Below are 13,599 nucleotides of genomic sequence, written 5' to 3'. Positions count from 1 at the left end.
CCGGGCCGCGGCGGCCATCTACGGAAGCCTGGTCGCGGGGCGCGTCACCACCGGCGCCGACCGCGCCCTCCTGCGCTATGCGGCCCTCGCCCTGCTGGCCCGGCCCGACGACGCCGCCCTGCACGGCCCCGCCCTCGGCCTCCTCGTACGCGACCCGCACACCCGCTCCCGGCACCTGCCCCGCGCCCTGACCGACCCCCGCGTTCCCGCGACAGCGCTTGCCGCCGCCCTCACCACCCACCCCGAACCGGTGCTCGCCGCCTTCCAGGTCCGGCTGCACGGCGAACCGGGGGAGGAGGCGGGCGACATCCTGCGGGCGCTCGCCGAGGTCACCACACCCGCCCTCGCCCGCCGGGCCGCCGCCGTCGTCCGCGTGTACGTCGAGCGCCACCCCGAGGGTGCGGGCCACGCCGCCGCCTATGTCGACCGCCGCCTCGAACACGGCCCGGCCGCGAGCGCCGTTCTCTTCCCTCTGGTCACCGCCCTGGTCCAGAGCCGCCCGCCGCAGGTCCGCCGCGCGCTGGCCCCGGTCCTCGCCGCGCCCGGCACGGGCGCCTCCCGGCACCTGCGCGGCGAACTGCTCGACGTACTCCTCGCGTACGAGCGGGACCAAGGCCGGGACCCGGCCGTCCTGGACGCCCTGGTGCGGGCCGCCGCCCTCGGCTGCGAGCGGCGCCCCGAGGTACGCACCCGGGCGATCGTCCGCCGCGCCGGGATCCTCCTCGCCCGTACCCCGGAGGGTGCGGCCCTCCTCGACCGGCGGCTCGTCGAGCTCGCCCGCGAAGTCCCCTCGTTCGCCGCGCAACTGGCCGGCTGGCTCGCCGCCGACCCCGACGCATGGACCTCCGTCGTCGGGCCGAGCACCCTCCGTACCGTCCCGGCTCTCGCCAGTTCCATGCCGATGCGAACCGAGGGGCGTGAGCATGGCAGTCTTAGACCTGCGTAATCAGGCGACAGACGTACAGGCGGACGAGGAGCGGTCACAGTGCAGCGCTGGCGTGGCTTGGAGGACATCCCCCAGGACTGGGGGCGCAGCGTCGTCACCATCGGCTCCTACGACGGTGTGCACCGCGGGCACCAGCTGATCATCGGGCGGGCGGTGGAGCGCGCCCGGGAGCTGGGCGTACCCACGGTCGTGGTCACCTTCGACCCGCACCCCTCGGAGGTCGTGCGGCCCGGCAGCCATCCGCCGCTGCTCGCCCCGCACCACCGGCGCGCGGAGCTGATGGCGAAGCTGGGTGTGGACGCGGTGCTCGTCCTGCCGTTCACGGCCGAGTTCTCGCAGCTCTCCCCGGCCGACTTCATCGTGAAGGTGCTCGTCGACAAGCTGCACGCCAAGGCCGTCATCGAAGGCCCCAACTTCCGCTTCGGACACCGGGCGGCCGGCAATGTCGACTTCCTGGCGGAGCTCGGCGCCACCTACGACTACGAGGTCGAGGTCGTCGACCTCTATGTGAGCGGCACGGCGGGCGGCGGCGAGCCCTTCTCCTCCACCCTCACCCGCCGGCTCGTCGCCGAGGGGGACATGGAGGGCGCAGCCGAGATCCTCGGACGGCCGCACCGCGTCGAGGGGATCGTGGTCCGCGGCGCCCAGCGCGGCCGTGAGCTCGGCTTCCCGACGGCCAACGTCGAGACGCTGCCGCACACCGCCATCCCGGCCGACGGCGTGTACGCGGGCTGGCTGACCGCCGCGGGCGAGCGGATGCCGGCCGCGATCTCGGTCGGCACGAACCCGCAGTTCGACGGCACGGAGCGGACGGTCGAGGCGTACGCGATCGACCGCGAGGGGCTCGATCTGTACGGCCTGCACGTGGCCGTGGACTTCCTGTCGTACGTCCGCGGCATGCTCAAGTTCGACACCCTCGACGACCTGCTGGAAGCGATGGCCGGGGACGTGAAGCGGTGCCGTGAGCTGACCGAGGCGTACGACCGGGAGCACGAGCACCAGCACCAGCACCAGCACCGGGCCTGAAGCCCGCCGCGCGGATCGGCCGGCCCGGGAGCCCGGCCCACCCGATCCGCGCAGTCGGTGACCGGATCCCGGCGACCTGCCCGATCCGGACCGGCCTGATCCGCGCGACCGGCCCGATCCGGACCCGGCCGGCGCCGGACCGCCGTGGTCACCAGGTGACGACCAGCTCCTTCGGGCCGCGGATGAGGCCCTTGGACTGGAAGACCACGTCCTCGGGCCTGCCCGCGAGGCGCAGCTCCGGATAGCGCCGCAGCAGGGTGGAGATCATCACCTCCGACTCCATCCGGGTGAGCATCGCCCCCATGCAGTGGTGCGGTCCGTGCCCGAAGGAGACGTGCCCGGTGCCCGTCCGGTCGAAGTCGACCTCGTGCGGGTTCTCGAAGACCGCCGGGTCTCGGTTGGCCGCGAGGTAGGACGCGTACACCGCCTCACCCGCCCGGATCAACACCCCGCCGATCTCGACGTCCTCGGTGGCGATCCGCGGCAGCCCGACACCGTTGCGGTGCGGGATCCAGCGCAGCAGCTCGTCCACGGCCTGCGGCAGGAGCTCCGGCTCGGCCCGCAGCCTGGCCGTCAACTCCGGACGGGTGAGCAGCAGATACACCATGTTGGCGCTGTTGTTGCGGACCGCGTGCGCGCCGCTGATCAGGATCGCCATGGCCAGCGAGACGGCCTCGTCGGTGCTGATCCGCCCTTCGGCGAGGGACTCCGCCAGCTCGGTGGCCAGGTCTTCGCCCGGCTCCTCGCGCCGCCGGTCGAGCAACCGGGTGATGTAGCCGTGGATCTGGGCCTTGGCAGCCCTGCTGCTCTCGGGGCCGGGGCCCGAGGACAGGATCAGGTCGGGCCAGGAGGCCAGCTCCGCGCGGTCCTCCTCGGGGATGCCGAGCAGGTCGCAGACCACCGCCATCGGCAGCGGCCCGTGCAGATGCCTCATCAGGTCGGCGGGACGGCCGGCCTCTTCCATCGTGTCGAGCAGCCGCTCCGTCGTCGCCTGCGCCAGCGGACGCAGCCGTTTGGCGTTCTGGCCCGTGAACGTTCTGGTCACGGCCTTGCGCAGCTGGGTGTGGTACGGCGGATCGGCGTAGTTCAGGGCCGCCTTCGAGGCGACCATATGGCCGGTCATCCCGGTGACCATGCGATCGAGCAGGGCCGTTCGGCTGAACCGCGGGTCGGAGGTGACCGTGCGGACGTCCTCGTACCGCGTCACCAGCCACGCCTCGTTCTCGGCGGCGAACGGCAGCCGGATGCGGGCCACCGGCTCGTTGGTGAGCAGTTCGGTCAACAGGGGGTCGAAGTCCAGCGCGGGCAGGTCGTCGACCGCCCAGGTGCGCACGGGCCGCGCCACGGCCTCGGATTCGGGGGCGGAGGTCATCTCGGAGGTCATGAGGTGGCTGTTCCCGGGCGGGGACGGCTCCGATACGCCGGGCGGCCACAGCCCCCTGAACGGAGGACGACGCCGCAGCTGCCGGATGACGCTCCGTAGGCCGACGGTGACCGTCGCGGTTGCGGGCTTCCGTTCGCCGGGTGAGTGTGGCGGCAGTTCGCGGTGGACGAGAACGAAGGAGCGAGTGTCGTGGTGACTCTGTGCAAACCCGCGGTGTCCGTACCGGAGCACGTGATCACGAGGGAGGAGACGCTCGCCCTCGCCCGCTCTCTTCACGCCGATCACCCTCAACTGCCCCTGGCGCTCCGCCTGATCGAGAACACCGGCGTCACACAGCGGCACATCGTTCAGCCCATCGAGGACACGCTGAGACACCCCGGCTTCGAGGAACGCAACGCGCTCTACGAGACCGAGGCGAAGGCCAGGGTGCCGAAGGTCGTCGAGGAGGCCCTGAGCAACGGCGGACTGCGCCCCGCGGACATCGACATGATCGTCTACGTGTCGTGCACGGGCTTCATGATGCCCTCGCTCACCGCCTGGCTGATCAACACGATGGGCTTCCCGAGCCACACCCGACAGCTGCCGATCGCCCAGTTGGGCTGCGCGGCAGGCGGCGCGGCCATCAACCGGGCGCACGACTTCTGTGTCGCGTACCCCGACGCCAACGTCCTCATCGTGGCCTGCGAGTTCTGCTCCCTCTGCTACCAGCCCACCGACCTCGGCGTCGGCTCGCTGCTCTCCAACGGCCTGTTCGGCGACGCGGTGGCCGCGGCGGTCGTCCGGGGCCGGGGCGGCACGGGCATCGCCCTGGAGCGCAACAACTCCCATCTGGTCCCCGACACCGAGGACTGGATCGCCTACAGCGTCCGGGCCACCGGCTTCCACTTCCTGCTGGACAAGCGGGTCCCGACCACCATGGAGCCGCTGGCGCCGGCGCTCCGCGAGATCGCGGGAGCCCACGGCTGGGACGCCGGCGACCTGGACTTCTACATCATCCACGCGGGCGGACCGCGCATCCTGGACGACCTCAGCCGCTTCCTGGAGGTCCCGCCCGAAGACTTCCGGTTCAGCCGCGCCACTCTCACGGAGTACGGGAACATCGCCAGCGCCGTCGTCCTGGACGCGGTGCGCAGGCTCTTCGAGGCAGGAGGCCTGCCCGAAGGAGCCCGCGGCATCATCGCCGGATTCGGTCCCGGCATCACCGCGGAGATGTGCCTCGGCCGATGGACAGCAGCCCCTGTCCCGTCCCTGGAACCGGACCTCAACGCCCGCAGGATCGTGGGCTACGCGCCCGCGGCGCATCCCGCGCGCGCCAACACCTGACCGCTCGTCCCCCTGGCATTTCTCGCCATTTCGCAAAGGAGACCCGCATGTCCGTCACCCCGTCGTCCCTCCGCAGAGCCGTGCGCGGCCCGGCCGCCCTCACCGCGCTGCTCGCCGGTGTCGCCGTCGCCACCGCGGCCGGATCCCCCGTCCAGGCGGCCGCCCCCCACCAGGGCCGCGTCCCCATGCACCAGTGCTGGATCAACGACGTCCCCGCACCCCCCGGCGACCAGGTCAACGGCACGGACCAGGACGACCACATCTTCTGCGACAGCGACCTGGAAGGTGTCACCGTCTCGGGCGGCGGCGGCAACGACATGATCGAGGTCAGGGGGCTGGTCATCGACTCCGCCGTGCTGGGCGGTGAGGGCAACGACGTCATCCGCACCAAGCACCTGGTGCCGCAGACCACGTTCAGCATGGTCCGGGGCAACCGGGGCAACGACATCATCAAGGTGGCCACCGTGCGGGGCGACGGGGCGAAGCTGGGCGCCGTCGTCCACGGCGACGACGGCGACGACAAGATCACCACCGGCTCGGTGTCCGGGGCACCCGGACAGTTCAACCGCGGCGGCGGAATCGTCACCGGCAACGACGGCGCCGACACCATCAAGACCGGCGTCATCGACTTCTCCGGCCGCGTCCTCGGCGGCAGCGAGGACGACACCATCGAGGCCGCCGGCCTCGGACCGGAGTCGGGCGGACTGATCCAGGCCGGCCCCGGCGACGACAAGATCACCGGCCCCGGCGGCGCGGTCCTCATCGTCGGAGAACACTGGGGGACGGTGGACGCCGGAGTCGGCAAGGACACCTGCCTGGTGAAGTCGGTCTCCACGCGGACGTCCATCAGCTCCTGCGAGACGCTGCCCAAGGAGACGAACAGCGGCGGCTCCCAGAAGCCCGGGGGCCCCAAGGCCGCGCCGGGGAAGAACAAGCGCTAGACCGGACACTCCCTGGGCCGGACAGCCCCTAGCCCGAGACGGAGGGTGTCTCGCCGATCCAGCCCCGGCAGGATCGGCGAGGCACCCTCCAGGTCGTGTCCGGAAGGACTTCCCCGGCCGCGAGGTCCTCGGTCCCACGGACACTTCCTGGAACTAGGCTGTGCCCGCCGTCCCCCGGTGCGCCACCCAGTGGCAGGCCACCTCCCGCGCGCCGCCGCCTGAGAGGACCGGTAGGTCCTCGCCCCGGCAGCGGTCCGCGACCGCCGCCGCCTCGCCCGAGGCGAGGACCTGGCAGCGGGCGTGGAAGCGGCAGCCGGACGGCACGCGGGACGGGTCCGGGGGTTCACCGGTCAGCACCACCGGCTCGCCCTCGGACTCGGGAAGCACCGACAGCAGCGCCCGGGTGTAGGGGTGCTGAGGGGACGTCAGTACGGATTCCACCGTCCCCGTCTCCACGATCCTCCCCAGGTACATCACCGCGACCCGGTCCGCGATGTTCCACGCGAGACCCAGATCGTGCGTCACGACCAGTGCCGAGAGCCCCAGCTCGTCCCGCAGACGTAGCAGCAGCGCCAGGATCTCGCCCCGTACCGACGCGTCGAGCGAGGCCACCGGCTCGTCCGCGACGATCAGTTCGGGCCGCAGCACCAGGGCGCCCGCGATCACCACCCGCTGGCGCTGCCCGCCGGACAGCTCGTGCGGGTAGCGCAGGAAGAAGCGCTCCGGAGGACGCAGACCGGCACGCGACAGGGCCTCGGCGACGGCGGCCCGCTCGTCCCCCTCGTACCCGTGGATCCGCAGCCCCTCCGCCACCGCGTCGTAGACCGTGTGGCGCGGGTTCAGCGAACCGCTCGGGTCCTGAAGGACCAGCTGGGCACGCTTCCGGTACGCCTTGAGGGCACGGGAGGTGTACGACAGCGGTTCACCGGCGAAGGTGATCGCCCCGGACGTCGGTGGCACCAGGCCCAGGAGCGAACGGGCCAGGGTCGTCTTGCCGCACCCCGACTCACCGACCAGCGCCACGATCTCGCCCGGGCCGATGTCCAGGTCCACCCCGTCCACCGCCCGGGCGGCCGGAGCGCCCCGGCGCCCGGGGAACGTGACGTGCAGACCGGCCGCCGACAGCAGCGGCGCCGACGGCAGGGCCTTCGAGGGGGCGGTCGCCGAGGACGACGCCACGGCCGCCGAGGAGGACGACGCCACGGCGGCCGAGGCGTCCGGCTTCAACGGGTTCATACGCCACTCCCGACATGTACGCAGGCCGCGCGGCGCCCCGCGCCCGCCTCCCGCAGTTGCTGGTCCTGCTCCCCGCACGCCTCCACCGCCACCGGACAGCGCGGATGGAACGCGCAGCCGCCCGGCAGGTCCGACGGATCCGGCGGATCACCCGGCAGCCCGCGCGGCGCCCGCCGGGACGCCGGGTCGCCGATCCTCGGGAAGGCCGACGACAGCGCCCGCCCGTACGGGTGCTCGGCCGCGTCGTACACGGCCCGCGCCGGGCCCTCCTCCACCACCCGCCCGGCGTACATCACCGCGAGCCGGTCGCAGGTGTCGGCCAGGACCGCCAGGTCGTGACTGATCATCAGCAGACTGATGTCGTCGTCGGCGACCAGCCGTTCGATGAGCCGAAGGATCTGCGCCTGGATCATCACGTCCAGCGCGGTGGTCGGCTCGTCGGCCACGATCAGCCGCGGGTCGCAGGCGAGCGCCATCGCGATCATGACCCGCTGGCGCTGTCCGCCGGACAGCTCGTGCGGATGCGCGGCCGCCCGCGCCGCCGGAAGACCGACCTGCTCCAGGAGCTCCCCGACCCGTCGGCGCGCGGCCGCCGGCGTCACCCGTCCGTGTACCAGCAGCGGCTCGGCGATCTGGTCGCCGATCCGGTGGACCGCGTTGAGGGAGTGCATCGCGCCCTGGAAGACGATCGACGCCCCCGCCCACCGTACGGCCCGCAGCCGGCCCCACTTCATGGTGAGGACGTCCTCGCCGTCGAGCAGGATCTCGCCGGTCAGGCGGGCCGAGGGCGGCAGGAGCCGCAGCAGCGCCAGTGCCATCGTCGACTTCCCGCAGCCCGACTCGCCCGCGATACCGAGCTTCCGCCCCGCGTCCAGGGTGAGATCGACGCCCCGCACGGCGGGGACGGCGGACGCCCCCGACCCGTACGTCACGCTGAGATTCCGTACCTCGAGCAGGCCTCGCGCGCTCATCGACCCACTCCCAGCTTCGGATTGAGCACGGACTCGACGGCCCGCCCGCAGAGCGTGAAGGCGAGCGCGACCAGCGCGATCGCGATCCCGGGCGGCGCCAGGTACCACCAGTGGCCCGACGAGACCGCGCCCGCCTCACGGGCGTCCTGGAGCATGCCGCCCCAGGAGACCACGGTCGGGTCGCCGAGGCCCAGGAAGGCCAGCGTCGCCTCGGTGAGGATGGCGGTGGAGATACCGAGCGTGGTCTGCGCGAGCACCAGCGGCATCACGTTCGGCAGCACGTGCCGGCTCATGATGTGCCCGTGCCCGCCGCCCAGCGCGGTGGCGCGTTCGATGTACGGGCGGGACTCCACCGCGATCGTCTGGGCGCGCACAAGACGTGCCGTGGTGGGCCAGCTGGTGACGCCGATGGCCAGGATCACCGTCCACATCGAGCGCGACATGACGGTCGCCAGCACGATCGCGAGCACCAGCGCCGGCATCACCAGGAACCAGTCGGTGATCCGCATGACGACGGTCGAGAGCCAGCCGCCGTAGTGGCCCGCGATGATGCCGACGAGGGTGCCGATGGCGACCGAGAGCGCCGCCGCGAGCAGCCCCACGAGCAGGGAGATCCGGGCGCCCCAGATCAGCAGGCCGAGCAGCGGACGGCCGAACTGGTCCGTGCCGAGCGGGAAGGTGGCGCTCGGCGACTCCAGGGCCGTGCCGGGCGCGCTGGTCACCGACTGCACGTCGGCACCGACGAGCAGCGGGGCGGCGAGTGCGAGCAGCGCGATCAGGGCAAGGCCCGCCAGGCCGTAGAGCCCGGCACGGTGGGTGCGGTACTGGCGCCAGAAGCGGGCCACCGTACCGCGTCGGCGTTGCCAGGCCAGCGAAGAGGTCGTCATCGGCCCACCCGGGGATCGAGCAGCGGATAGAGCAGGTCGGCGACCAGGTTCATCACGATCATCGCTCCCGCGAAGACCACGAAGAGACCCTGGACGAGGGGCAGGTCGGGCACGCTGAGCGCCTGGTAGAACAGCCCGCCCAGACCCGGCCAGGAGAACACCGTCTCCACCAGGATGGAACCGGCCGCCACATGGCCCAGGTTGATGAAGACCATGGTCACGGTCGGAAGGAGGGCGTTCGGTACGGCGTGCCGGCGCCGTACGAGGTCGTCGCGCAGCCCCTTCGCCCGCGCCGTCGTCAGGTAGTCGCTGCCCATCTCGTCGAGGAGCGAGGAGCGCATCACGAGCAGCGTCTGCGCGTACCCGACGGCGACCAGGGTGAGGACCGGCAGCACCATGTGGTGGGCGACGTCCAGGACGTACGCGACGCCGGTCTCGCCCGTGCCCGACTCCATGCCGCCGGTGGGGAAGAGCCCCGGGACCGGTCCGATGCCGACCGAGAAGACGATGATCAGCAGCAGGCCGAGCCAGAACGAGGGCACGGACCACAGCGTCAGCGCGACGCCGGTGTTCACCTTGTCGCCGAGGCCGCCGTGGTTCCACGCGGAGCGGGTGCCGAGCCACAGCCCGAGCGCCGAGTAGATGATCACCGCGACGCCGGTGAGCAGCAGCGTCGCGGGCAGCTTCTGCGCGATGAGCTCACCCACCGGGGCGTGGAACTGGTACGAGGTGCCGAGATCGCCGCTCAGCGCCTTGCCGCAGTAGTCGGTGAACTGCTGCCACATCGGCAGATCGAGCCCGAACTGCTTGCGGAGGGTGGCCAGTTGCTCCGCCGATGTCGGAACGCCGTGGGTCATCGCCTTGACCGGGTCCCCGGGGATGATCCGGAAGAGGAAGAAGCTGGTCACGAGCACGGCGAAGAGCGAGACGGCCGCGCCGCCCAGCTTGCCCGCGACATAGCGGAGGTAGGCGACGGTGGTACCGGTGCGGGAGGCGCCGTCCGTGGTGCGGACCGGTTCGGTCCGCACCACGTCGGCGGGCGTGCTTGCCGTCGTCACGTCACTACTCGCGGTCGTCGGCGGTGGAGCGGCGCCGGACGGCGGCCCAGACACCGACCCCGACGAGGACGATCGCGGCCGGGCCGAGCACCAGCCAGAGGGTGGACGAGGACCCGGAGTCCCCGCTTCCGGCGGCGTCCGCCGCCGGCACGGCCGACCACCAGCTCCAGTAGCCGTCCTGGCCCCAGAGGTTGCCGGCGGCCTCCGGCATCGTCTTGATGGACTTGATCTGGTCCGTGCGGTACGCCTCGAGTGCGTTGGGGTACGCCATGACGTTCATGTACCCGGTGTCGTACAGCCTGGACTGCATCCGCTTGACAAGATCCGCCCGCTTGGCGGCGTCGTACTCCACCGACTGCTGCGCGTACAGCGCGTCGAACTGCGGGTCGCAGATGAAGTTGTCGGTGGCTCCGGTGTCCTTCGGGGTGGCCGGCAGGGTGCCGCAGGTGTGGATCGACAGGACGTAGTCGGGGTCCGGGTTGACCGACCAGCCGTCGAAGGCGAGGTCGTAGTCACCCTTCGTCCACGGGTCGCCGACGTTGTCGAGGCACTCGACCTTCAGCCCGATGCCGAGCTTGCCCCACCACTCCTGGAGGTACTTGCCGACGGCCTTGTCGTTCGGGTCGGTGGCGTGACAGAGGATCCGGAAGTCCAGCGGCCTGCCGTCCTTGCCGACCCGCTTGCCGTCGCCGTTCTTCCGGTACCCGGCCTGGTCGAGGAGCTGCTCGGCCTTCGCCGGGTCGTAGCCGAGCTTCTGCTCGGTGCCCGGCTTCCAGAAGTACGAACCGAAGCGCGGCGGGATGTAGCCCTCGCCCTCGACGGCGTGGCCCTGGAAGACCTTGTCGACGATCGTCGTGCGGTCCACGGCCAGGAAGAGCGCCTTGCGGACGGCCGGGTCGAGCAGGGCCTTGTGGCCGTTGCCGAAGGTCTTGTCGTCCTTGGCGCGGGCGCCCGGGTTGGTGGCGAGGGCGAAGAAGCGGCGGCCGGGAGCGTCGTTGACCTTGATGTTCTTCGCGGACTTCAGGGCGGCCGCCTGAGCGGGCGTCAGGTTCGGTACGAAGGACACCTCGCCCTTCTGCAGCGCGGCGACGGCCGCGTCCCCGTCCTTGTAGTACTTGAACACCAGCTCGTCGAACTGGGGCGCACCGCGCCAGAAGTTCTTGTTCGGCTTGAGCTTGATGTACTGGTCGACCTTGAAGTCCGTGATGACGAACGGGCCGTTCCCGACGATCGGGAACTGCTTGTCGTTGTTGAACTTCGAGAAGTCGCCGACCTTCTCCCAGATGTGCTTGGGCACGATCGGCACGTCGAGCGCCGTCATCGTCGCCTGCGGCTTCTTCAGCTCGATGACCAGCGTCCGCGGGTCGGGCGCCGTGACCTTCTTGAAGTTGGAGGTGAAGCTGCCGTTCGCGGTGGCGGCGTTCTCGTCCGTCATCATCTTGTTGAAGGTCCAGGCGGCGTCCTCGGCGGTCGCCTGCTTCCCGTCGGACCACCTGGAGTCCTCACGGATCGTGTACGTCCAGGTCAGCTTGTCCGGCGAGGACTTCCACTCGGTCGCGAGCCCCGGGATCGGCTTGGCGTCCTTCACGTCGTAGTTCGTCAGGTACTCGTAGGCCAACCGGTGGACGCTGGTGGAGACGAGCTTCTGGGCGAGGAAGGGGCTCAGCGAGTCGACGCTCTGCGAGACGGCGACGGTGAGGGTGGTGCCGCCCGCCTTGGCGTCGCCCTCGGCGGGCGGCGCTGCCTGGGCGGCCTGCGGGACGGCCACCATGGCGGTGGCGGTGACGCCGGCGGCGAGGAGGAGTCGGAGGAGTCTGCGTGGGGCGACCGGGCGGGGTGGAACCTTCGTGACCATGACCATGGGACGTGACCTCGCGTCGTGGATCTTGGGGCGCCAACTGGTGAAGCGAAGGTCTATCAGCGGTGGCCGAGTGGCGTCAACGATGTCACAAACCCCTTGTGGGCTGCGGGAATGCGATGAGGCTCCGTATCGGGGAGCCGATACGGAGCCTCATTGGTCTCAACCTCTGACGCCTTACTGCTGAGGGGCTGGCGGTGCCTGCGGGGGTGCCTGCGGAGGCTGCTGGGGCCACCCGGCCGGAGGCACCTGACCCTGCGGATCCGCTTGCGGCGGAACGGGCTGACCGGGCTGACCGGGCTGTTGCGGCTGGCCCGGGTGGCCGGGCTGGGCCGGCGGCTGACCGGCCGGCTGCTGCTGCCAGCTCTGCGGCATGCCGGGCTGGCCCGGCTGCTGCGGATACCCCTGCTGCGGGGGATAGGGCTGCGCCTGCGGGTACGGCTGCTGACCCGGCTGCCCGCCGTACGGCTGACCGGGCTGCTGCGGCGCGTACGGCTGACCGGGCTGCGGGGCCTGGGGCGCGTACGGCTGACCGGGCTGCGGTGCGTACGGCTGCTGGCCGGGCATCTGCTGACCCGGAGTCGCATGTCCGGGCATCGGCGGCGCCATGTGCGGCGGGAGACCGCCCTGGCCGTCACCCGTCCACAGGCCCTGCGCCTGCTGCGCCCGGACGAAGTCCTCGGCGACCATCGCCGACAGGTTGAAGTACGCCTCGCGCGTCTTCGGCCGCATCATGTCGAGGTCGACCTCGGCGCCCGCCGACAGGTGCTCGTCGAACGGCACCACCACGACACCGCGGCAGCGGGTCTGGAAGTGCTGCACGATGTCGTCGACCTTGATCATCTTGCCGGTCTCGCGGACGCCCGAGATGACCGTGATCGAGCGCTGCACCAACTCCGCGTATCCATGGGCGGAGAGCCAGTCGAGCGTCGTCGACGCACTGGAGGCACCGTCCACGGACGGGGTGGAGATGATGATCAGCTGATCGGCGAGGTCGAGCACCCCGCGCATCGCGCTGTAGAGCAGACCGGTGCCGGAGTCGGTGAGGATGATCGGGTACTGCTTGCCCAGGACGTCGATCGCCCGGCGGTAGTCCTCGTCGTTGAAGGTCGTCGAGACGGCCGGGTCCACGTCGTTGGCGATGATCTCCAGACCGGAGGGTGCCTGCGAGGTGAAGCGCCGGATGTCCATGTACGAGTTGAGGTACGGGATCGCCTGGACGAGGTCGCGGATGGTGGCCCCGGTCTCGCGCCGCACCCGGCGGCCGAGGGTGCCGGCGTCCGGGTTGGCGTCGATCGCCAGGATCTTGTCCTGCCGCTCGGTGGCCAGCGTCGAGCCCAGCGCGGTGGTCGTCGTGGTCTTGCCGACACCGCCCTTGAGGGAGATGACCGCGATCCGGTAGCAGGACAGGACCGGCGTACGGATCAGTTCGAGCTTGCGCTGCCGCTCGGCCTCCTCCTTCTTGCCGCCGAGCTTGAAGCGGGCGGAGGCGCCGGGGTTCCGGCTGGACTTGGGCTTCTGCTTGTTGTTGCGCAGCAGCCGGTCCGAGGACAGCTCCACGGCCGCGGTGTAGCCGAGCGGGGCGCCCGGCACCGAACGCTCACGCTGGTCGTGCGTGACCGCCGTGGGCCAGGCGGCGCCGGTACGCGGATCGACCGGATGCTGCGGCTGCCCGTCCTGCGGCGGCAGCGGTGCCTGAAGAGGGTGCCCCTGCTGATCGGGATGCACCTGGCCGGGCGTCGGCGCGCCCGGGGCTCCGGGGTGCGGGAAGCCGTACCCGCCCTGCGGCGAGGGCTGGACCGGAGGCTGCGGGAAGCCGTACCCGCCCTGGCCGGCAGGTGAGTTGGCGTCGGGCGCCTGGGGCGCCTGGGGCGCCTGCGGAGCCTGAGGGGCGTACGGGGCCTGCGGTGCGGGCTGGTTCGGCGCCGCGGACGGCGCGGCAGGGGTACCGGGGTGCGGGAAGCCGTAA

10 protein-coding genes and 1 pseudogene are annotated in these 13,599 nt (G+C 71.5%); 4 read left to right on the top strand and 7 right to left on the bottom strand.

Going from position 1 to position 13,599, the window contains the following annotated elements:
* Both J7E93_RS32215 and J7E93_RS32210 read left to right on the top strand, forming a co-directional pair.
* Nucleotides 1-946 (top strand): annotated as a pseudogene (locus tag J7E93_RS32215) (serine protease); the annotation flags it as partial.
* Between the two features lie 39 nt (nucleotides 947-985).
* Nucleotides 986-1,972, top strand: a complete 987-nt coding sequence (locus J7E93_RS32210) for a bifunctional riboflavin kinase/FAD synthetase (RefSeq protein ID WP_215073571.1) — start codon at nucleotides 986-988, stop codon at nucleotides 1,970-1,972.
* 148 nt (nucleotides 1,973-2,120) lie between these two features.
* On the opposite strand, the gene J7E93_RS32205 is transcribed toward J7E93_RS32210, so the two are convergent.
* Nucleotides 2,121-3,356: a cytochrome P450 gene (locus tag J7E93_RS32205; RefSeq protein WP_215073570.1), complete on the bottom strand. Its 1,236-nt coding sequence runs from the start codon at nucleotides 3,354-3,356 to the stop codon at nucleotides 2,121-2,123.
* Nucleotides 3,357-3,518: 162 nt separating this feature from the next.
* Here J7E93_RS32205 and J7E93_RS32200 point away from each other — a divergent pair, with 162 nt between their 5' ends.
* Both J7E93_RS32200 and J7E93_RS32195 read left to right on the top strand, forming a co-directional pair.
* A complete protein-coding gene (locus J7E93_RS32200) occupies nucleotides 3,519-4,679 on the top strand; it encodes a type III polyketide synthase (RefSeq protein WP_215073569.1) in 1,161 nt (386 codons plus the stop codon).
* A gap of 47 nt (nucleotides 4,680-4,726) precedes the next feature.
* Nucleotides 4,727-5,620: a hypothetical protein gene (locus J7E93_RS32195; protein ID WP_215073568.1), complete on the top strand. Its 894-nt coding sequence runs from the start codon at nucleotides 4,727-4,729 to the stop codon at nucleotides 5,618-5,620.
* A gap of 153 nt (nucleotides 5,621-5,773) precedes the next feature.
* Here J7E93_RS32195 and J7E93_RS32190 read toward each other — a convergent pair whose 3' ends face one another.
* The 6 genes from J7E93_RS32190 to J7E93_RS32165 all read right to left on the bottom strand — a co-directional run.
* Nucleotides 5,774-6,856, bottom strand: a complete 1,083-nt coding sequence (locus J7E93_RS32190) for an ABC transporter ATP-binding protein (RefSeq protein ID WP_251067391.1) — start codon at nucleotides 6,854-6,856, stop codon at nucleotides 5,774-5,776.
* Nucleotides 6,853-7,827: an ABC transporter ATP-binding protein gene (locus J7E93_RS32185; protein WP_215073567.1), complete on the bottom strand. Its 975-nt coding sequence runs from the start codon at nucleotides 7,825-7,827 to the stop codon at nucleotides 6,853-6,855. The genes J7E93_RS32190 and J7E93_RS32185 overlap by 4 nt, the downstream gene beginning before the upstream one ends.
* Nucleotides 7,824-8,714, bottom strand: coding sequence for an ABC transporter permease (locus J7E93_RS32180; protein WP_215073566.1), 891 nt, complete (start codon nucleotides 8,712-8,714; stop codon nucleotides 7,824-7,826). The genes J7E93_RS32185 and J7E93_RS32180 overlap by 4 nt, the downstream gene beginning before the upstream one ends.
* Nucleotides 8,711-9,772, bottom strand: a complete 1,062-nt coding sequence (locus tag J7E93_RS32175) for an ABC transporter permease (RefSeq protein WP_215073565.1) — start codon at nucleotides 9,770-9,772, stop codon at nucleotides 8,711-8,713. Before J7E93_RS32175 ends, J7E93_RS32180 begins: the two co-directional genes overlap by 4 nt.
* A 4-nt stretch (nucleotides 9,773-9,776) precedes the next feature.
* Nucleotides 9,777-11,627, bottom strand: coding sequence for an ABC transporter substrate-binding protein (locus J7E93_RS32170; protein ID WP_215073572.1), 1,851 nt, complete (start codon nucleotides 11,625-11,627; stop codon nucleotides 9,777-9,779).
* A gap of 180 nt (nucleotides 11,628-11,807) precedes the next feature.
* On the bottom strand, nucleotides 11,808-13,599 hold a 1,792-nt coding region (locus J7E93_RS32165; protein WP_215073564.1), incomplete at its 5' end, for a MinD/ParA family protein.

It is taken from the genome of Streptomyces sp. ISL-36 (assembly GCF_018614205.1).
Classification (GTDB): domain Bacteria; phylum Actinomycetota; class Actinomycetes; order Streptomycetales; family Streptomycetaceae; genus Streptomyces.
The sequence above is the reverse complement of the archived record's forward strand: the minus strand, read 5'-3'. Positions and strand labels throughout refer to the sequence as shown.

Bases quoted from the DNA above. Each gene is read 5' to 3' on its own strand.
- J7E93_RS32185 (WP_215073567.1), bottom strand. From the start codon at position 7,827: ATGAGCGCGCGAGGCCTGCTCGAGGTACGGAATCTCAGCGTGACGTAC.
- J7E93_RS32190 (WP_251067391.1), bottom strand. From the start codon at position 6,856: ATGAACCCGTTGAAGCCGGACGCCTCGGCCGCCGTGGCGTCGTCCTCC.
- J7E93_RS32195 (WP_215073568.1), top strand. From the start codon at position 4,727: ATGTCCGTCACCCCGTCGTCCCTCCGCAGAGCCGTGCGCGGCCCGGCC.
- J7E93_RS32205 (WP_215073570.1), bottom strand. From the start codon at position 3,356: ATGACCTCCGAGATGACCTCCGCCCCCGAATCCGAGGCCGTGGCGCGG.
- J7E93_RS32180 (WP_215073566.1), bottom strand. From the start codon at position 8,714: ATGACGACCTCTTCGCTGGCCTGGCAACGCCGACGCGGTACGGTGGCC.
- J7E93_RS32170 (WP_215073572.1), bottom strand. From the start codon at position 11,627: ATGGTCACGAAGGTTCCACCCCGCCCGGTCGCCCCACGCAGACTCCTC.